Annotated in this window: 17 protein-coding genes; 6 read left to right on the top strand and 11 right to left on the bottom strand. The window is 61.2% G+C overall.

Translation table 11 applies throughout. The features are described 5' to 3' along the window. The 7 genes from K7431_RS22010 to rloA form a co-directional block, all read right to left on the bottom strand. Nucleotides 1-200 (bottom strand): hypothetical protein (locus K7431_RS22010; RefSeq protein WP_224265945.1); only part of this gene is annotated, 200 nt, incomplete at its 3' end. Nucleotides 201-214: 14 nt separating this feature from the next. Beyond that, complete coding sequence (locus K7431_RS22005; RefSeq protein WP_043205753.1) at nt 215-571, bottom strand: helix-turn-helix domain-containing protein; 357 nt, start codon at nt 569-571, stop codon at nt 215-217. Then, nucleotides 571-873, bottom strand: a complete 303-nt coding sequence (locus K7431_RS22000) for a type II toxin-antitoxin system HigB family toxin (RefSeq protein WP_015885367.1) — start codon at nt 871-873, stop codon at nt 571-573. Before K7431_RS22000 ends, K7431_RS22005 begins: the two co-directional genes overlap by 1 nt. A gap of 225 nt (nt 874-1,098) precedes the next feature. Beyond that, the gene (gene pabB, locus K7431_RS21995; protein ID WP_015885366.1) at nt 1,099-2,445 is read right to left on the bottom strand and encodes an aminodeoxychorismate synthase component I; all 1,347 of its coding nucleotides are present in this window, start codon (nt 2,443-2,445) and stop codon (nt 1,099-1,101) included. A gap of 84 nt (nt 2,446-2,529) precedes the next feature. Beyond that, nucleotides 2,530-3,516: an alpha-L-glutamate ligase-like protein gene (locus K7431_RS21990; protein WP_003193326.1), complete on the bottom strand. Its 987-nt coding sequence runs from the start codon at nt 3,514-3,516 to the stop codon at nt 2,530-2,532. Then, complete coding sequence (rloB, locus tag K7431_RS21985) at nt 3,516-5,048, bottom strand: osmotic stress tolerance membrane protein RloB (protein WP_015885365.1); 1,533 nt, start codon at nt 5,046-5,048, stop codon at nt 3,516-3,518. Before rloB ends, K7431_RS21990 begins: the two co-directional genes overlap by 1 nt. A 5-nt stretch (nt 5,049-5,053) precedes the next feature. Continuing rightward, complete coding sequence (rloA, locus tag K7431_RS21980; protein WP_015885364.1) at nt 5,054-5,587, bottom strand: retropepsin-like aspartic peptidase RloA; 534 nt, start codon at nt 5,585-5,587, stop codon at nt 5,054-5,056. A 272-nt stretch (nt 5,588-5,859) separates the two neighbouring features. Between rloA and K7431_RS21975 the strand changes: the two genes are divergently transcribed. The 6 genes from K7431_RS21975 (at nt 5,860) to prpD (ending at nt 14,244) form a co-directional block, all read left to right on the top strand. After that, nucleotides 5,860-6,573, top strand: coding sequence for a GntR family transcriptional regulator (locus tag K7431_RS21975; protein ID WP_015885363.1), 714 nt, complete (start codon nt 5,860-5,862; stop codon nt 6,571-6,573). Further along, nucleotides 6,570-7,463, top strand: coding sequence for a methylisocitrate lyase (gene prpB / locus K7431_RS21970; RefSeq protein WP_015885362.1), 894 nt, complete (start codon nt 6,570-6,572; stop codon nt 7,461-7,463). Before K7431_RS21975 ends, prpB begins: the two co-directional genes overlap by 4 nt. 42 nt (nt 7,464-7,505) lie before the next feature. Then, the gene (gene prpC / locus K7431_RS21965) at nt 7,506-8,633 is read left to right on the top strand and encodes a bifunctional 2-methylcitrate synthase/citrate synthase (RefSeq protein ID WP_015885361.1); all 1,128 of its coding nucleotides are present in this window, start codon (nt 7,506-7,508) and stop codon (nt 8,631-8,633) included. Nucleotides 8,634-8,822: 189 nt separating this feature from the next. Then, nucleotides 8,823-11,417: a Fe/S-dependent 2-methylisocitrate dehydratase AcnD gene (gene acnD / locus K7431_RS21960; protein ID WP_015885360.1), complete on the top strand. Its 2,595-nt coding sequence runs from the start codon at nt 8,823-8,825 to the stop codon at nt 11,415-11,417. 9 nt (nt 11,418-11,426) lie between these two features. After that, nucleotides 11,427-12,617 (top strand): 2-methylaconitate cis-trans isomerase PrpF, encoded by a 1,191-nt coding sequence (prpF, locus tag K7431_RS21955; RefSeq protein ID WP_015885359.1) that lies wholly within the window; start codon nt 11,427-11,429, stop codon nt 12,615-12,617. A gap of 142 nt (nt 12,618-12,759) precedes the next feature. Next, on the top strand, nt 12,760-14,244 hold the full coding sequence (gene prpD / locus K7431_RS21950; RefSeq protein ID WP_015885358.1) for a 2-methylcitrate dehydratase: 1,485 nt from the start codon (nt 12,760-12,762) through the stop codon (nt 14,242-14,244). A gap of 75 nt (nt 14,245-14,319) precedes the next feature. Here prpD and K7431_RS21945 read toward each other — a convergent pair whose 3' ends face one another. From K7431_RS21945 to moeB, 4 genes are read right to left on the bottom strand one after another with little or no spacing between them, the layout of a single operon-like run. Next, complete coding sequence (locus K7431_RS21945; protein ID WP_015885357.1) at nt 14,320-15,048, bottom strand: alanyl-tRNA editing protein; 729 nt, start codon at nt 15,046-15,048, stop codon at nt 14,320-14,322. 2 nt (nt 15,049-15,050) lie between these two features. Then, nucleotides 15,051-16,043: a serine O-acetyltransferase gene (locus K7431_RS21940; protein WP_015885356.1), complete on the bottom strand. Its 993-nt coding sequence runs from the start codon at nt 16,041-16,043 to the stop codon at nt 15,051-15,053. A gap of 37 nt (nt 16,044-16,080) precedes the next feature. Further along, nucleotides 16,081-16,995, bottom strand: coding sequence for a PLP-dependent cysteine synthase family protein (locus K7431_RS21935; RefSeq protein ID WP_043206318.1), 915 nt, complete (start codon nt 16,993-16,995; stop codon nt 16,081-16,083). A gap of 15 nt (nt 16,996-17,010) precedes the next feature. Further along, nucleotides 17,011-18,873, bottom strand: a complete 1,863-nt coding sequence (moeB, locus tag K7431_RS21930) for a molybdopterin-synthase adenylyltransferase MoeB (RefSeq protein ID WP_043206317.1) — start codon at nt 18,871-18,873, stop codon at nt 17,011-17,013. Nucleotides 18,874-18,912: the final 39 nt, after the last annotated feature.

Raw genomic sequence — 18,912 nt, 5'->3', positions numbered from 1 at the left:
AAGAGCACGCCGCCTAAAATCCTGCGGTAGCTATTACCTAAAGCAGTTACACGGAGTACAGCCGTGGGAGCGTTGCCGCCTCTGGAAAAAATGGCTTGATGAAAACCATCAAGACAGTTGCTCCCACATTCGACCGCATTCCAAGGGATGTACGCGTACCAATGTTGGAGCTTGCTCGCGAAATAGGCCAGTACAGCCACCGTACATTTCCCCGTTAAACCCCTGCAAGCAACCGCTCATAAGGAATGCTCAAGCCTTCATGCAGGCGCTTGATCATCGACAGGCTCAGCTTGCGTTTGTGGTTCAACACCTCCGACACCCGCCCACTGGTGCCGATAAATGGCTCCAGATCGCGGGCGGTCATACCCAGTTGCTCCATCCTGAACTTGATGGCCTCCACTGGATCCGAAGGTGGCATCGGAAAATGCTCTGCCTCGTACTTCTCAATGAGCACTGCAAGAACTTCCAGCTCGTCCCCTTCGGGTGAGCCCATTTCCGCTCCCCAGAGCTGCTCCACCCGTGCGAGCGCAGCGGTCAGGTCTTCCTGGGAATGTATAGGTTTGATGTTCATCACACGGTCTCCGCGTTGATCTGATCGTACTGCACGTGAGTCCCTACGAAACGTACGAACCCAAGCTGTCGCTGATAGTCGATCGCCATGATTACTCGATACTTGTTGCCGCCGACGTTGAATACAACCCTGCCACTTTTAAGGATGCTTGCCGTTCTAAGTTCCGCTTTGAGGGCTTGTGGTGTTGGGTAAGTCGCTTTTTCCATATGGCGGTACAGCTCGACCAGCGGTGTTTTGGCGTCGGAATAGGCTGAGTGGCTTTCCCAAAACAGTCTTAGGGTAGAGAGAGCGATTATTCGCATCGCTGCAACCTCCCAATTTGGGAGATGATAGATGCGGTTTGGGTGAGATGCAATCTCGGAAATAATTTCTGACAGGTAAGCAGTCGTTTCATGTGATCCCTCACAGACGGCCATTGGGCGTTCGGGCTGGACGCTATCTTCCAGCTCAAACGCCGTCCATAGACGTTCTGATTCAGGTTCTTTCCAGTCGAGCGGCTCTGCACCCGAGAGCCAGGAGGGGCGTGGCTAAGGCAGGTTTTCCAACGTGTGTAACAACACCCGTACCTTCGTCAGCGACTCTTGATACTCCGACTCCCACTGCGAATCCGCCACAATCCCACCGCCGCCCCAGCAGCACACCTGCCCATCCTTGACCAGCAAGCTGCGGATGGCGATGGAACTGTCCATTTCGCCGCGCACGTCCAGGTACAGCAGCGAGCCGCAGTACAAGCCGCGCCGGGTTGGCTCTAGTTCGTCGATGATCTGCATCGCGCGAATCTTCGGCGCGCCGGTGATGGAGCCGCCGGGAAAGCTGCCGGCGATCAGGTCGAGGGCGTCTTTGTCGTCGGCCAGTGTGCCGATGACGCTGCTGACCAAGTGATGCACATTGGGGTAGCTCTCCAGGCTGAACAGCTCCGGCACGCTCACGGAGCCGGTGCGGCAGGTGCGGCCGAGATCGTTGCGCAGCAGGTCGACGATCATCAGGTTTTCGGCGCGGTCCTTGGGGCTGGCCAGCAGTTCGGCGGCGTTGGCGGCGTCTTCTTCGGGCGTCTCACCCCGTGGTCGAGTGCCTTTGATCGGGCGGGTTTCGACTTGGCGTTCGGTGATGCGCACGAAACGCTCGGGCGACAGGCTCAGCACCGCGCCGTCGTCCGGCAGGCTCTGGAACCCGGAGAACGGCGTCGGGCAGGCTTCGCGCAGGGCGCAATAAGCCACCCACGGATCGCCGCTGCACGGAGCTCGAAAACGCTGGGCGAAGTTGACCTGATAGCAATCGCCGGCCTGGATGTAGTCCTGGATACGCACGATGGCTTGCCGGTAAGCCTCGGCGGTGAGGTCCGGCGCCATGCTGCCCTGAAGTGTGAAGGTGGCCGAGGTGTCGACAACATCCTGGCTGAACAAGGCGATCAAGCGGTGTCGCTCGCTATCGGCCAGCGCGGGATGAAAGACCAACTGGCTGGTCTGCGCCTGGTGATCACTGATCAATGCCCAGGCATACAGCCCGAAGCGCGCATCCGGCAGGTGCAGATCGTCTGCGGCCAGATGCGGCATTTGTTCCAGGTGGCGGCCGAAATCGTAGCTCAGGTAACCGATCAGGCCGCCGGCAAACGGCAGCGTATAACCGGTCGGCAAGTCCGCTTTCCCCAACTGGGTGAGGTTTTCCCGCAAGCGTTGCAGGAAATCACTACCGCTTTCGTCAGGCGATACCGTCAACGTCGCCTGCGGCCAGGCGCTCAGCAGGTCATACCGCCCGCGTTCGGCCGCGGGTCGGCCACTGTCCAATAGCACGGCACCAGGCGCATGGCGAATCGCCGCAAAAAACTCGGCGGGGTTGGCCCGGTAGGGGAGTGAGTGTACGGAGCAGGTCGACATGCGAGGCGAATCAGCTATGAGCATAGAGGGGCGGGGATTGTACCGCATTCCACTGTAGGCGCCGGCTTGCCGGCGATGCGGTCTTCAGCCTTCCACAGGCGGAATATGCCCAAACATTTCCTGCACGAACTTCACGCGTTCCTCCGGCGTTTCTGTCACGCCGGCGGCTTTCAGTTCTTCCAACCGCGCTTCCACCGCATGGGTGCGCAGGGTCAAACCACAGTCATTGGCAATCTGGATATTCAATCCTGGCCGTGCATTCAGCTCCAGGATCAGGGGGCCTTTCTCCTGGTCCAGCACCATGTCCACACCGATATAACCCAGCCCGCACAGTTCATAGCAACCGGCCGCGAGCTTCATGAAACCGTCCCAGTTGGGCAGTTGCACGCCATCCACCGCGTTGGTGGTGTCGGGGTGTTTGGTGATGATGTTGTTCAGCCAGGTTCCGCGCAGGGTCAGGCCGGTGGCGAGGTCGACACCCACGCCTATCGCCCCTTGGTGCAGGTTGGCCTTGCCGCCCGACTGGCGGGTCGGCAAGCGCAGCATGGCCATCACCGGGTAGCCCATCAGCACGATGATGCGGATGTCCGGCACGCCTTCATAGCTGATGCTCTTGAAGATCTGGTCAGGCACCACGCGGTATTCGATCAGCGCACGATCACGGTGGCCGCCCAGTGAATAGAGGCCGGTGAGGATGCTGGAGATCTGATGCTCGATCTCTTCATGGCTGATGATCTTGCCGGACACTGTGCGATAGCGCCCTTCAAAGCGGTCCGCCACCACCAGGATGCCGTCACCGCCGGCACCCTGGGCCGGTTTGATCACAAAGTCGCTGCGCCCGCCGATAATCTCGTCGAGCTTGTCGATTTCCTTCTCAGTGGAGATCACGCCGTACATTTCCGGCACGTGGATGCCCGCCGCGAGCGCGCGCTCCTTGGTGATGATCTTGTCATCCACAATCGGGTACAGGCTGCGCTTGTTGTACTTGAGCACGTAGTCGGCGTTACGCCGGTTGATGCCCATGATCCCCCGCGCCTCGAGGGCCTTCCAGGTCTTCCAGAAACCGAACATTACTGGTCAGCCTTGAGAAAAGCCTTGAACCGTACCAGCTCGGTCAGGCGGTAGCCGCGATAACGACCCATGGCCAGCATGAAACCCACCAGGATCAGCAGGATCGCCGGGAAGGTGAACACAAAGTAGATCAGCTCCGGCACGCTCATGATCAGGTGCGCCAGGGAGGCGGCGAACAGCGTACCAATCGCCACTTTCAGCGCATGGTTCGCGCCGCGCTCTTCCCAGGTGATCGACAGGCGTTCGATGGTCATGGTCAGGATCACCATCGGGAACAGCGCCACCGACAACCCGCGTTCCAGCCCCAATTTATGGCTGAACAGGCTGATGGCTGCGATCAGTACCACCACGAAGGTCAACACCACCGACAACCGCGGCAGCATCTGCAATTTCAAGTGTTCCAGGTACGACCTGAGCGACAGCCCCAGTGCCGTGATAATCGTGAACAGCACAATCCCGAAGCCCAACTGCGTCTCGCGGAACGCCAGGGCGATCAGCACCGGGGTGAAAGTGCCCAGGGTCTGCAGGCCGATCAGGTTGCGCAGGATCAGGATCACCAGCACGCCAATCGGGATCATCACCATGATCATGAACGTCTGCTGGGTCTGCAGCGGCAGGCCGTAGAGCGAGTATTCGAGGAAGTTGGCGTCAGTGTTCTCGTCGGTCAGCTTGGCCAGGCGAATCGCGTTCATCTCGCTGTTGTTCAGGCTGAAGGTCACCATGGCCTTCTTGCCGCCGTCGACGGTGATCAGGTTTTCATCACCGGTCCACCACAGCAGGCGGTCGGCGGGCAGGCCTTGTTCGCCGGTTTCAGGGTTGAAGTACAACCAGTCATTGCCGTTGAAGCTGCGCAGCCACAGTTCCGGGGTTTGCGGCTGGTCGGCCACCAGGCGGATGGTATGCACCTTTTCCACCGGCACGTGGGCAATAGAGAGCAGCAACTCGACAATCTTGGCCTTGTGCGGGATAGACGGATCGCCCGCCAGCAGCAGCTTCACATTGTCGTCGTTGAGGTTATTGGTGCGCTTGATGGCTTCGGTAATAAAGGTCTCGACGTCGGCCGAGTGCTGGCGGATCGGCGCCAGCAAGGCTTCGGCGGCGATTTTCTCCGGACCTTCCACGGCGATGCTATCGCGGAACGTGGGGCCCTTGACCTTGACCTTTTCGCCGCTGTAACGCTTGGTCAGCACCAACCGGTAATACAGGGTCTGGTTGCCCTTGGCGCGGCGTGCCGACCAGGTGACCTTGCGGTTGCCGTCGGTGCGGTTGACGCTCACCCCGTAGTTGTTCGAGATAAAACTTTCGTTGAGGCTGACGAAGTCGCGGCTCAAGGGCGGCACGAACATCTGGATTTTCACCGGGTCTTTCGGGTTGGCGACGAACTCGACCTTGGCGTCGATGTTCCACAAGTCGTCGGTGGCGTCCTCGGTGACGGGGATCCCCAACACGAAGATCTGATAGGCGGTGACCGAAATACCCAGCACCACCAGGATGGCGATCAGGATTTTCAGGTGCAGGGTCAGAGAGCGCATTCGGTTTACTCGGCGGTATGAGCGTCGGCGGCACAGGCGGGCTTGCCTGCTGCATATTTAAGACTGGGGTCGACCAGCGCATCAAAGCGTTTCAACGCTTCGGAGCCGATCAGCAGCGGATATTGGAAGGCGCTGCGGTCAGTCAAGTTCACTTCGATGCTGCGTAAAGCGGTGCCCATGCAGATATCCAGAGCGATCACCGGACGGGCGGTGTAGTTCTTGTCCTCATCGGGGTCGTAGTCACCGGCGCGGCGCTTGATCTTGCTGACGCGGGCCAGGGGGCGCTCGATGGGATGGGAATGGGCGGTGTCGATGGCCAGGTAGAAGCGCACCCAGGACTCGCCGTTGCGCTTGAAACGCTTGATATCACGGGCACTGAGGGAAGCGGTCTTGGCGCCGGTGTCCAGTTTGGCGGCGACTTCCAGGTCGATGCCGGCCAATTGGGCGTATTCGTTGAGTCCATACACAGTTTTCTCGGCGGCAGCGCCAAGGCCTGGAATGAACAGTAGGCAAAACAGGGGGAAGGGCTTGAGTCTCATAAATCCTGAGGCGGTGCAGTGCGATGTTTGATTCAAGGCGACTGGCATTACTGCGCAAGCTCCCTCGTGCGCCGTTTCATCTAGTGATGTCAGGCAAATGCGGCGGGCATTCTAACATGATGCTTTTTTGGCGCCAGCGCTGGCAGGCGGCCATGCCCCAGGAGCGTGCACTCAGGGTTATTAGACGATTGTCGACAATGTTGATTTATTCTTTGACTAATGGGGGCTGATTGGCTAGTTTTTGCCACATTGCTTTTAAAGGTGTCGACAATATGCTGGATCAGCTGGAAACCCCAGTGGTGGTGCAAGACGATTCCCAGACCATGTCCGAGAACGTCTTCCGGCGTATCCAGGCCGCCATCGTCAAAGGCGAGATCGCCCCCGGCAGCAAAATTTCCGAGCCGGAGCTGGCGCGCACCTACGGCATCAGCCGTGGCCCGCTGCGCGAGGCGATCCACCGCCTGGAAGGCCAGCGCCTGCTGGTGCGCGTGCCTCACGTCGGCGCGCGGGTGGTGTCGCTGAGCCACGCTGAACTGATCGAACTCTATGAAATCCGCGAATCCCTCGAAGGCATGGCCTGCCGCCTGGCGGCCGAGCGCATGACCGACACGGAGATTGAAGAGCTACGCCAAGTGCTGCACACCCATGAACGCGATGCCGCGTTCCAGGCCGGTGTCGGCTACTACCAGCAGGAAGGCGACTTCGATTTTCATTACCGGATCATTCAAGGCGCCGGCAACCGCACCCTCACGCAAATGCTCTGCGGCGAGCTGTACCAATTGGTGCGCATGTACCGCATCCAGTTTTCCGCTACCCCCAATCGTCCACGCCAGGCCTTTGCCGAGCACCACCGCATTCTTGACGCGATTGCCGATCGCGACGGTGAACTGGCCGAACTGTTGATGCGCCGGCATATCGGCGCTTCCAAACGCAACATTGCCCGTCACTTCCCGGACGGTGCTGCCCAATCACGAGGTGAGTCATGAGTTCCAACAATAAGAGCACTCCAGGCCAGCGTTTCCGTGACGCCGTTGCCAGTGAACAGCCGTTGCAAGTCGTTGGCGCGATCAATGCCAACCACGCCCTGCTGGCCAAGCGCGCCGGGTTCAAGGCGATCTACCTGTCGGGTGGCGGGGTGGCGGCCGGCTCCCTCGGTGTACCGGACCTGGGCATCACCGGCCTGGACGACGTACTCACTGACGTACGCCGCATCACCGACGTATGCGACCTGCCGCTGCTGGTAGACGTGGACACCGGTTTCGGCTCCTCGGCCTTCAACGTGGCGCGTACGGTCAAGTCGATGATCAAGTTTGGCGCCGCCGCGATCCACATCGAAGACCAGGTCGGCGCCAAGCGCTGCGGTCATCGTCCGAACAAAGAAATCGTGTCCCAGCAGGAAATGGTCGACCGCATCAAGGCCGCTGTGGATGCGCGCACCGATGACAGCTTTGTGATCATGGCCCGTACCGATGCCCTGGCCGTCGAGGGGTTGGAGTCGGCCCTGGAACGCGCCGCCGCCTGCATCGAAGCCGGCGCCGACATGGTGTTCCCGGAGGCCATCACTGAACTGGAGATGTACAAGCTGTTCGCCGCCCGTGTGAAAGCGCCGATCCTGGCCAACATCACCGAGTTCGGCGCCACGCCGCTGTACACCACCGAACAGTTGAAATCTGCCGATGTTTCCATCGTGCTGTACCCGCTTTCGGCCTTCCGCGCCATGAACAAGGCCGCCGAAAACGTCTACACCGCGATCCGTCGCGACGGCACCCAGCAGAACGTGATCGACACCATGCAAACCCGTATGGAGCTTTACGATCGCATCGACTACCACACCTTCGAGCAGAAGCTTGACGCGTTGTTTGCCGCGAAAAAGTGACGAACACGCCTCCCTGAATAAAGACAAAATTGGAGAAAAACCATGGCTGAAGCAAAAGTACTGAGTGGCGCCGGCCTGCGTGGCCAGGTCGCCGGGCAGACCGCACTGTCCACCGTGGGCCAGGCCGGTGCCGGCCTGACCTACCGCGGCTACGACGTGCGCGAACTGGCCGCCGATGCGCAATTTGAAGAAGTCGCCTACCTGCTGCTGTACGGCGAACTGCCGACCCAGGTCGAGCTGGCGGCCTACAGCGCCAAGCTGAGCAAGCTGCGCGACCTGCCGCAGGCGTTGAAAGAAGTGCTGGAGCGCATTCCCGCCGACGCCCACCCAATGGACGTGATGCGCACCGGTTGCTCGTTCCTGGGCAATATCGAGCCGGAAAAAGACTTCAGCGTGCAGCGCGACGTCACCGACCGCCTGCTCGCCGCCTTCCCGGCGATCATGTGCTACTGGTACCGCTTCAGCCACGACGGCAAGCGCATCGACTGCGTGACCGACGAGCCGACCATCGGCGGCCACTTCCTGCACCTGCTGCATGGCAAGCCGCCGAGCGAACTGCACGTCAAGGTGATGAACGTGTCGCTGATCCTCTACGCGGAGCACGAATTCAACGCCTCGACCTTCACCGCCCGGGTGTGTGCGTCGACCCTGTCCGACCTGTATTCCTGCGTCACTGCCGCCATCGGCTCCCTGCGCGGCCCGCTGCACGGCGGCGCCAACGAAGCAGCGATGGAAATGATCGAGCGTTTCTCGTCGGCTGAAGAAGCCGTCGAAGGCACCCTCGGCATGCTGGCGCGCAAGGACAAGATCATGGGCTTCGGTCACGCGATCTACAAAGACAACGACCCACGTAATGAAGTGATCAAGGGTTGGTCGAAAAAACTCGCCGACGAAGTGGGCGACACGGTGTTGTTCCCGGTGTCCGAAGCCATCGACAAAACCATGTGGGAGCAGAAGAAGCTGTTTCCCAACGCCGACTTCTACCATGCCTCGGCGTACCACTTCATGGGCATCCCGACCAAGTTGTTCACGCCGATCTTCGTGTGCTCGCGCCTGACGGGCTGGGCGGCGCATGTGTTCGAGCAGCGCGCCAACAACCGCATCATCCGTCCAAGCGCCGAGTACACCGGCGTTGAGCAGCGCAAGTTCGTGCCAATCGAACGTCGCTGAAGGCTGGCTCTTCCGGAATTGGAATGGGGTCAAATGTGGGAGGGGGCTTGCCCCCGATAGCGGTGTATCAGTAACAGATGGGTTGATTGACACACTGCCATCGGGGGCAAGCCCCCTCCCACACTTGAACTGCATTTCAACGCTGGATCAATCGGCTCCTTTTGCAACCACCGTGACCGAGTCCTGACGATGAACACTGAATTTCGCAAACCGCTTCCCGGCAGCCGCCTGGATTACTTTGACGCCCGCGCGGCTGTCGAGGCAATCACCCCCGGCGCCTATGCCACGTTGCCCTACACCTCCCGCGTGCTCGCCGAAAACCTCGTACGCCGCTGCGACCCGGCCACCCTCAATGCTTCCCTGAGCCAACTGATCGACCGCAAACGCGACCTCGACTTCCCGTGGTTCCCGGCACGCGTAGTCTGCCACGACATCCTCGGCCAGACCGCGCTGGTGGACCTCGCGGGCCTGCGCGATGCCATCGCCCTGCAAGGCGGCGACCCGGCGCAGGTCAACCCGGTGGTGCCGACTCAACTGATCGTCGACCACTCCCTGGCCGTCGAAGCCGGTGGTTTTGACCCGGATGCGTTCGAGAAGAATCGCGCCATCGAAGACCGTCGCAACGAAGACCGTTTTCACTTTATCGAGTGGACTAAAAAGGCCTTCAAGAACGTCGACGTCATCCCGCCCGGCAACGGCATCATGCACCAGATCAACTTGGAGAAAATGTCCCCGGTGATCCAGGTACGCGACGGCGTGGCCTTCCCGGATACCTGCGTCGGCACCGACAGCCACACCCCGCATGTAGACGCCTTGGGCGTGATCGCCATCGGCGTCGGCGGCCTCGAAGCCGAAAGCGTGATGCTTGGCCGCGCCTCGTGGATGCGCCTGCCGGAAAGCGTCGGCGTAGAGCTCACCGGTAAATTGTTGCCGGGCATCACCGCCACCGACATGGTGCTGGCGCTGACCGAGTTTTTGCGTCAGCAGAAAGTGGTGGGTGCCTGGCTGGAGTTCTTCGGTGAAGGGGCCTCAAACCTCACCCTCGGCGACCGCGCAACCATCTCCAACATGGCCCCGGAATACGGCGCCACGGCGGCGATGTTCTACATCGACCAGCAGACCATCGCCTACCTGAAACTCACCGGTCGCGAGGACGAACAAGTCACCCTGGTGGAGCAATATGCTCGCCACACCGGCTTGTGGGCCGATGACCTCAAGGGCGCGCAATACGAGCGTGGCCTCACCTTCGACCTGTCCAGCGTCGTGCGCAACATGGCTGGCCCGAGCAACCCGCACGCCCGCGTGGCGACCAGCGACCTGGCATCCAAAGGCATTTCCGGCCAGTGGGATGACGTGCCAGGGCAAATGCCCGACGGTGCGGTGATCATCGCGGCCATCACCAGCTGCACCAACACCAGCAACCCGCGCAACGTGATCGCGGCAGGCCTGCTGGCGCGCAATGCCAACAAACTGGGGCTGACGCGCAAACCGTGGGTCAAGTCGTCCCTGGCACCCGGCTCGAAAACCGTGGCCATGTACCTGGAAGAGGCGGGGCTGGGCCTTGAGCTGGAGAAGCTCGGTTTCGGCGTGGTGGCCTTCGCCTGCACCACCTGCAACGGCATGTCCGGTGCACTGGACCCGGTGATCCAGCAGGAAATCATCGACCGCGACCTGTACGCCACGGCCGTGTTGTCCGGCAACCGCAACTTCGACGGACGGATTCATCCGTACGCCAAGCAAGCTTTCCTCGCGTCGCCGCCGCTGGTGGTGGCGTATGCGATTGCCGGCACCATCCGTTTCGATATCGAGAAAGACGTGCTCGGCCTCGACGCCAACGGTAAGGAAATCCGCCTGCAAGACATCTGGCCGAGCGATGAAGAGATCGACGCTGTGGTCAAGGCTTCGGTGAAGCCTGAGCAATTCCGCGCGGTGTACATTCCGATGTTCGCGATTCACGAAGACACCGGCCCGAAAGTCGCGCCGCTGTACGAATGGCGCCCACAAAGCACCTATATCCGCCGCCCACCCTACTGGGAAGGCGCGCTGGCGGGTGCACGCCCGCTCAAGGGCATGCGCCCGCTGGCGGTGCTGCCGGACAACATCACCACCGACCACTTGTCGCCGTCCAACGCGATCATGCTCGACAGCGCCGCCGGCGAATACCTGGCGAAAATGGGCCTGCCTGAAGTGGACTTCAACTCTTACGCAACGCATCGCGGCGACCATTTGACCGCGCAGCGCGCGACCTTCGCCAACCCGAAACTGTTCAACGAAATGGTGGTTGAAAACGGCAAGGTCAAGCAGGGTTCCCTGGCGCGCCTCGAGCCGGAAGGCCAGGTCACGCGGATGTGGGAAGCCATCGAGACCTACATGGAACGCAAGCAGCCGCTGATCATCATTGCCGGCGCCGACTACGGCCAGGGCTCGTCCCGTGACTGGGCGGCCAAGGGCGTGCGCCTGGCCGGTGTGGAAGCGATTGCCGCTGAAGGTTTCGAGCGCATCCACCGCACCAACCTGGTGGGCATGGGCGTGTTGCCGCTGGAGTTCCTGCCCGGCACCGACCGTCACACGCTGAAGATCGACGGCAGTGAGACCTACGATGTGGTCGGCGAGCGCACCCCGCGTGCGCGGTTGACCCTGGTGATCAACCGCAAGAATGGCGAGCGTGTCGAAGTGCCGGTGACCTGCCGCCTGGACACCGCCGAAGAAGTGTCGATCTACGAAGCGGGCGGCGTGTTGCAACGTTTTGCCCAGGACTTCCTGGAATCGGCGGCGACGGCCTGAGGGGTAACCATGGCACACGTAGCGCAAATCAAGATCCCCGCCACCTACATGCGTGGCGGTACCAGCAAGGGCGTATTTTTCAACCTCAAGGACTTGCCCGAGTCGGCGCAGGTGCCGGGGGCGGCGCGTGACGCCTTGCTATTGCGGGTAATCGGCAGTCCAGACCCTTACGATAAACAGATCGACGGCATGGGCGGCGCCACATCGAGCACCAGCAAAACCGTGATCCTGGCGAAAAGCAGTCGCGCCGATCACGACGTTGACTACCTGTTTGGCCAGGTCTCCATCGACAAGCCGTTTATTGATTGGAGCGGCAACTGCGGCAACCTGTCGGCGGCGGTCGGCGCCTTCGCCATCAGCGCCGGGCTGCTCGACCCCGCCCGCGTGCCCCACAACGGCGTAGCCGTGGTACGGGTGTGGCAGGCCAATATCGGTAAAACCATCATCGCCCACGTGCCGATCACCGACGGTGCGGTGCAGGAAACCGGCGACTTCGAGCTTGACGGCGTGACCTTCCCGGCCGCCGAGGTGCAGTTGGAGTTCATGGACCCAGCGGCGGAAGAAGAGGGCGGCGGCGGCTCGATGTTCCCCACCGGCAACCTGGTCGACGACCTGGAAGTGCCCGGTGTCGGCACCTTCAAGGCCACGTTGATCAACGCCGGTATCCCGACGATTTTCATCAACGCCGAAGACCTCGGCTACACCGGCACCGAGCTGCAAGGCGCGATCAACAGCGACCCCAAGGCCCTGGCGATGTTCGAAACCGTGCGGGCCTACGGCGCTTTGCGCATGGGCCTGATTAAGCACCTGGACGAAGCTGCCCAGCGCCAGCACACGCCGAAGGTGGCGTTTGTGGCCAAGCCGGCGGATTACGTGGCGTCCAGTGGCAAGGCGATCAAGGCCGATGATGTGGACCTGTTGGTGCGTGCGCTGTCCATGGGCAAATTGCACCACGCAATGATGGGCACGGCGGCCGTGGCGATTGGCACGGCCGCGGCGATTTCCGGGACGTTGGTCAACTTGGCAGCGGGTGGTATTGAACGCAATGCGGTGCGCTTCGGGCATCCGTCCGGCACCTTGCGTGTCGGTGCTGAAGCCACTCAGGTGAACGGCGAATGGGTGGTGAAGAAAGCCATCATGAGCCGCAGCGCCCGAGTGCTGATGGAAGGCTTCGTCCGCGTCCCGGGCGACGCTTTCTAGCAACCAACACTGTCTCCAATGTGGGAGGGGGCAAGCCCCCTCCCACATTGGATCTCCATACCCCCAAGCAGGCGGCCAGATCTGCGATGGAGCGATCAACCGTGATCCTGAGGACTAACCCAACCTTTTAGGAGTAACTGCCATGAGCGCCAACGTCGACCAGAACAACCGTCCCGACTACGACCAGGTCCTGCAGGACATCGCCGACTATGTCCTCAACTACCGGATCGACTCGCAGGACGCCTTGGACACCGCCCGCAACTGCCTGATGGATACGTTGGGCTGCGGCCTACTGGCCTTGCGTTTCCCTGAATGCACCAAGCACCTGGGGCCGATCGTCGAGGGCACGGTGGTGCCGTTTGGCGCGCGGGTCCCGGGCACTTCGTTCCGGTTGGACCCGGTCAAGGCCGCGTGGGACATCGGCTGCATCGTGCGTTGGCTCGACTACAACGACACCTGGCTCGCCGCCGAATGGGGTCATCCCTCGGATAACCTCGGCGGCATCCTCGCCGTGGCTGATCACCTGTCGCAAAAGCGCGTGGCCAACGGCGACGCACCGCTGACAGTACGCGCGGTACTGGAAGCAATGATCATGGCCCACGAAATCCAGGGGGTGATTGCCCTGGAAAACTCTTTTAACCGTGTCGGCCTCGACCATGTGCTGTTGGTGAAAGTCGCCTCTACGGCGGTGAGCGCGAAGCTGATGGGCGCCAACCGTGAGCAGTTGCTTGCGGCGTTGTCCCATGCGTTTGTCGATGGGCAGGCGTTGCGTACGTATCGGCATGCACCGAATGCCGGTTCGCGCAAATCCTGGGCGGCGGGGGATGCGTCGAGCCGGGGCGTGCGTTTGGCGGATATCGCGTTGCGCGGCGAGATGGGCATTCCCGGGGTATTGAGCGCGCCGCAGTGGGGGTTCTACGACGTGCTGTTCAGCCACACCAACAAGGACCTGGCACTCAAGCCGCAGGACCAGCGCGCGTTCAGCCTTTCCCAGCCCTACGGCACGTATGTGATGGAAAACGTGCTGTTCAAGATCAGCTTCCCCGCCGAGTTCCACGCGCAAACCGCCTGCGAAGCGGCGGTGACCTTGCACCCGTTGGTGAAAGATCGCCTGCACGAAATCGAGCGTATCGTGATCACCACCCATGAGTCGGCAATTCGCATCATCTCCAAGGTCGGTCAACTGGCCAACGCCGCCGACCGCGACCATTGCCTGCAATACATGACCGCCGTGCCGTTGGCGTTCGGCAATTTGGTGGCGGAGCAGTACGAAGATGAATTCCATGCTGCCCACCCGATCATCGATGCGCTCCGCGACAAGATGGTCATCGTCGAAGACCCACGCTACAGCCGGGAATACCTGGAGGCCGACAAGCGCTCCATTGCCAACGCGGTGCAGGTGTTTTTCAACGACGGCAGCTGCACCGAGCAAGTGGCGGTGGAGTACCCGATCGGCCATCGCCGCCGTCGAGTCGATGGCATTCCGTTGCTGGAAGACAAGTTCAAGGCCAACCTGGCCACACGGTTTACCGCGCAGCGCAGCGCCGAGATTTTTGCGTTGTGCAAGGACCAGGCGACGCTTGAAGCCACAGCGGTCAATCGGTTTGTGGACTTGTTCGTGATCTAGCAGACACCCCGTATTCATCTGTGTAAACCCAATAAATGTGGGAGGGGGCTTGCCCCCTCCCACAGTTGACAGTGTTCACTCGAATCGCAGAATCACCCGGCGATTGTGCTTGCTCTTCTTCTCGATCTTCTCGCAGAACACCCGGCCGATTTCCTCGGTATTGAGCACATGGGTGCCCCCGCAGGGCTGGATATCGATCCCGGCAATTTCAATGACCCTCACCGAGCCCTGGATTACCGGCGGCGCCACCGCCTGGGTGCGGGTGATCTGCAGCAGGGTGGAATATTCCGAGGCCGGCATCGACAGGGTTTTCACCGCGTGGGCCTGTTCGATCAGGGCGTTGAGGTCGCGGGTGATGCTGTCTTTGTCGAGGGTCATTTCCGGCAGGTCGAAATCCAGGCGGCCCTTGTCGGCACTGATGCTGCAACCGGTCACCGGGGCATCAATGATTGAGCACAGCAGGTGCAGGCAGGTGTGCATTTTCATGTGCTGGTAACGACGTTCCCAATCGAGGCCGGCGTCCACCTGCACCCCTGCGGTCAACTGCTCGGGCCAGTGCTCCACCTGGTGCCAGATAATCGAGCGCTGCACCGGGTCGCGCACTGTGCCGGTCACCTCAACGCGCGTACCGTCCGCCAATGTCAGGTGGCCGGTGTCTCCCGGCTGCCCGCCGCCGGTGGGATAGAACAGCGTGTGTTCCAGGGCAATGCCGTGTTCGCTGACGGCAATCACCCGGGCGCTGAACGCGTTCTGATAAGGCGCGCTGTCGAACAGCGCCAGGGTTTCCATGGTATGCACGGACATGTTCAACCTCCGACGATCAATGGGCTGGCTTGCAGCAGGTGACGCACCATTGCACTCAAGCCAGGGGGGGAGAGCAGGGTGATTTCAAATTCGGGGCCGCAGACCTTCAGGTTCAGCGGCAGGCGCGGCAAGTGGTTGCCCGACTCGACGCGGTGCAGGCGAAATTGCAGGTGATGACGCTCCTTCACCGTGGGCTCCAGCATCAGCCCCTGCAACGGATGAAAGTCGGCGTCCAGCACGGTGACCTTGTGGCTGGCGTTGATCTCGCCGACCACATGCAACCGCTCGTCCAGGGCGAATGCACCGAGGTAGTTGCTGTTGTCCGATTCATCGTTTTTTTGCAGCTGAATCTGGTTGACCACCTTGACCTTGGTGCCGGCGGGCACGTCTTGGGTGATCACGCAGGATGGGCTGATAAATACGTTGTCGCCGATCAATACATAACCCAGCACGCGTGCGCCGGCGCCGACCTCAACGTTATTGCCCAGGCGTGGATGGCGCTTGCCGTCGGGGTTGTTGGCGATGCCGCGGGCGCCCAGGGTCACGCCGCAGAGGATGTAACAATCGTTACCGATCTCGCAGGTTTCGCCGATCACAGTGCCGTAGCCGTGGTCGAGCACGAAGCGTCGCCCGATGCGCGCCGCCGGGTGAATTTCGGCGCCGGACAGGATCTTGCCCTGGTTGCTCAGCTTGAGCGCGATGCGCGAGAACACGCCATTGTGCTGGTCGGGGAAATTCCATACCACGTGTGCCAGGCGGTAATACAGCACCGCCTTGAACGAAGCGTAGGACTCCAGGATCAACTCGCCGCGCCCACGCGACGCCGGGTCACGGTAGGCATAGGCGATCAGGTCTTCGGCCACCGCCTGGGCGGCATTCTGGATCAGCGGCGCGAGGTGCGGCTCCAGCTGTTTCATCTGTACGGGTGTGAGGGTCTTGATGAGGTGAGTCAGCAACTCATCGTGCAATTGTTGCATGTCGATAAAGCCGCCCATCGAGGCACCCCCGCATTCTGTGTGGTTGGAAAACCCGTTATTCAAAACTGGGCAGGTAGCTGTCGGCATTGTCGTAGACCATGGTCAACACCACCGTGTCGGGCGGTAGTTCGGGAGCGAGCTTGGCGATAGCCACCATGTTGGCGGCGGACGACAGACCCAGGCTGATGGCGTCGGTGCGCATGATGCGTTTCATCATATCGATGCAGTCCTGGCGCGAGACCTTGAGCATGCCGTCGATCACGTCCAGGTTGAGGATGCTCGGGATCAGGCCGATCGACAGGCCCTGGATATGATGCGGCGCGTGCTGGTTTTTCAGCAGGTCGCATTCTTCCGGTTCCACGCCCATGACGCGCAGGCCAGGCCAGGCGGCTTTCAGGGTTTCGCCGATGCCGGTGATATGCCCGCCGGTGCCGATGCCGCTGACAAAGTAGTCTGCGCGTCGCTCGCCGAAGGCGCGGAGGATTTCCGGTGCGGTGGTGTCGCGGTGGGTCTGCGGGTTGGCACCGTTGCGCTGCTGGTTGAGCATCACGTAGCTGGGGTTTTCCAGCTGCAGCTCCATGCACTTTTCGCCGTGGGAATTGTTACCCAGACGACTGTCCGACAGCACCACCTTGGCCCCATATAAACGCAGCAGCTTCTGTTTCTCGGGGCTGTAGTTGTCGGGGATTACCAGCACCACTTTGTAGCCCAGCACATTGCCGGCCATCACCAGGCCGATACCGGTGTTGCCCCCGCTGGGCTCGATGATGGTTTGCCCGGAGTCACGGATCAGCACGCCCCGGCGCTCGGCGTCGAGGATCATGCCCAAGGCGATGCGCGCCTTGTGGCTGCCGCCGGGGTTGAGGGATTCGAGCTTGGCGTAGACTTCGATACCGAGGTCTTCGGAGAACTGCGCCAAACGCACGATCGGCGTTTGGCCGATCACCTCAAGAATGGAGTTATGCAACATCATTCAGCCCTCGGTTCAATACAAAGGCATGTCGGGTTCGACGTCGCGAACCCAATGTTTCATGCCGCCCTGCAGGACTTTGGTGTTGGCGAAACCGGCGGCCAGCAAGGTGCTGGCGGCTTGCTCGGCACGGCTGCCGGCGTAGCAGATCAGGTAGTGGGTATTGTCACGGCTGAGGCTGTCGAGGTGGCCGTCCAGTTCGGCGAGGGGGATGTGCACCACCCCCGGCAACTTGCACACCTCCAATTCGCTGGCGTCGCGCACGTCCAGCAGCACGTCGGCGCTGCTGGGGTGTTCAAGCACTTGCTTGAGTACCCGGGGCTTGATGTAGCGCTCTTCGGCCAGGGACGGTGGGTTGAGCACGGCATCCGCGCAGACAGCGGGCGCCAGGGTTTCACTGTGGCGTGCCTCGGAACAGCAGGGGCAATCGGCGCGGCGCTTGAAGCGGATCTCGCTGAACTTCATCGCCAGCGCGTCAAAGCGCATCAAGCGGCCCGACAAGGGTTCACCAATACCGATCAGCAGTTTGATGGCCTCGGTGGCCTGGATCATCCCGACCACGCCGGGTAATACCCCGATCACACCACCGGCGCTGCAATTGGGTGCCAGTTCGGCAGGCGGCGGGCTGGGGAACAGGCAGCGATAGCAAGGCCCGCCTTGATAGTTGAGCACGCTGATCTGCCCGTCGAAGCGGTAGATGGCGCCGTATACCAAGGGTTTGCCCAGTTGCACGCAGGCATCGTTGACGAGGTAGCGGGTGTCGAAATTGTCGGTGCCGTCGATCACCAGGTCGTAGGCGCCTACCAATTCCAGGGCGTTGTCAGCGTTCAACGCGGTGTCGTGGGCATTGATCTGGATATGGCCGTTGAGGTCTTGCAGGCGTTGCTTGGCGGACTCGACCTTGGGCATGCCGAGTGTGCTGTTGCCGTGGACGATCTGGCGTTGCAGGTTGCTGCTTTCCACCACATCAAAGTCCACCAGCCCCAGGGTGCCGATGCCGGCGGCGGCCAGGTACAGGCTGATCGGTGAGCCGAGGCCGCCGGTGCCGATGATCAGCACCTTGGCTTTCTTGAGGTTCAGTTGACCTTCGCGACCTACGCCGGGCAGGGTGATATGGCGCACGTAGCGCTGTACTTCTTCATTGCTCAGTGCGTCGACATCCATGCCGCCAGAGGTCGCGAGCAAGACTTCGATTTTGGCTTTTTGCGGCAAGGGCTCGTCGGCATCAATCAGCGCTTCCTCGGCCGTAAACAGGAAGTGTTCCTTGAGCTGGTTGTTCTTCTCGTGGAACAGGTGCGAACGCAACTGTGGGTGGCTGCAGCAGAGGTTTTCAATGACTTCGCGCAATGTCGATCCGGTGCCCTCGAGGGTCGATTCCGGCAGCTTGGCCACGCGAACCAGAATGTCGGGGAAAGAGACAGCGTTCATGGACAACTCCGTGTGCAGGTCGTTGAAAGGTTGAAGGGCGAAATGCTTGCCATCCCAGGCAAACAGCTTGGAGCCCAGGGCCTGGCCCTGGCGAACGTCGACCACCAGGTAGCTCACGGGGTAGATCGGCTCGCCCAGGAACAGCGCCTTGTCCTGGTCTTCGTCACTGAAATAGGCACCGACGTCCGGGTGGGAGTGGTAGATCACCACCACTGGGTTGTCGCTGCGAAACGCTTTGTTCATCAGCAGGGTGTCGGCCACCGAGAACGTGTAGCCATTGGCTGCGCTGCGCGGGTACATCTCGGGGTTCTTGCGGTGCAGTTCATTCTGGATATTGCTGCCCAGGTACACGCTGCCGTCGGCGAAGATGAAACCGCAGCATTCTTCGGGGTAACTGCGGCGGGCGTGGGCGTAGATCTGTTCCAGGGCGGTGGGGCGGAGGACGTCCATGTGGCTCTCGCGTTGCTGATGTTGATGGGGCAGGGAAGG

The sequence above is a fragment of the Pseudomonas fluorescens group sp. genome, assembly GCF_020093335.1.
GTDB classification, from domain to species: Bacteria; Pseudomonadota; Gammaproteobacteria; order Pseudomonadales; family Pseudomonadaceae; genus Aquipseudomonas; species Aquipseudomonas petroselini.
Note: the sequence above shows the minus strand (reverse complement) of the source record. Positions and strands in the feature narration are given on the sequence as shown.

Excerpts from the sequence above, each read along its gene's own strand:
- rloA (WP_015885364.1), bottom strand. The coding sequence starts at position 5,587 with ATGAGACTCAAGCCCTTCCCCCTGTTTTGCCTACTGTTCATTCCAGGC.
- prpD (WP_015885358.1), top strand. The coding sequence starts at position 12,760 with ATGAGCGCCAACGTCGACCAGAACAACCGTCCCGACTACGACCAGGTC.
- K7431_RS21935 (WP_043206318.1), bottom strand. The coding sequence starts at position 16,995 with ATGTTGCATAACTCCATTCTTGAGGTGATCGGCCAAACGCCGATCGTG.
- K7431_RS21990 (WP_003193326.1), bottom strand. The coding sequence starts at position 3,516 with ATGTTCGGTTTCTGGAAGACCTGGAAGGCCCTCGAGGCGCGGGGGATC.
- moeB (WP_043206317.1), bottom strand. The coding sequence starts at position 18,873 with ATGGACGTCCTCCGCCCCACCGCCCTGGAACAGATCTACGCCCACGCC.
- K7431_RS21945 (WP_015885357.1), bottom strand. The coding sequence starts at position 15,048 with ATGTCCGTGCATACCATGGAAACCCTGGCGCTGTTCGACAGCGCGCCT.
- prpF (WP_015885359.1), top strand. The coding sequence starts at position 11,427 with ATGGCACACGTAGCGCAAATCAAGATCCCCGCCACCTACATGCGTGGC.
- K7431_RS22000 (WP_015885367.1), bottom strand. The coding sequence starts at position 873 with ATGCGAATAATCGCTCTCTCTACCCTAAGACTGTTTTGGGAAAGCCAC.
- K7431_RS21975 (WP_015885363.1), top strand. The coding sequence starts at position 5,860 with ATGCTGGATCAGCTGGAAACCCCAGTGGTGGTGCAAGACGATTCCCAG.
- acnD (WP_015885360.1), top strand. The coding sequence starts at position 8,823 with ATGAACACTGAATTTCGCAAACCGCTTCCCGGCAGCCGCCTGGATTAC.
- rloB (WP_015885365.1), bottom strand. The coding sequence starts at position 5,048 with ATGCGCTCTCTGACCCTGCACCTGAAAATCCTGATCGCCATCCTGGTG.
- prpB (WP_015885362.1), top strand. The coding sequence starts at position 6,570 with ATGAGTTCCAACAATAAGAGCACTCCAGGCCAGCGTTTCCGTGACGCC.
- K7431_RS21940 (WP_015885356.1), bottom strand. The coding sequence starts at position 16,043 with ATGGGCGGCTTTATCGACATGCAACAATTGCACGATGAGTTGCTGACT.
- pabB (WP_015885366.1), bottom strand. The coding sequence starts at position 2,445 with ATGTCGACCTGCTCCGTACACTCACTCCCCTACCGGGCCAACCCCGCC.
- prpC (WP_015885361.1), top strand. The coding sequence starts at position 7,506 with ATGGCTGAAGCAAAAGTACTGAGTGGCGCCGGCCTGCGTGGCCAGGTC.
- K7431_RS22005 (WP_043205753.1), bottom strand. The coding sequence starts at position 571 with ATGAACATCAAACCTATACATTCCCAGGAAGACCTGACCGCTGCGCTC.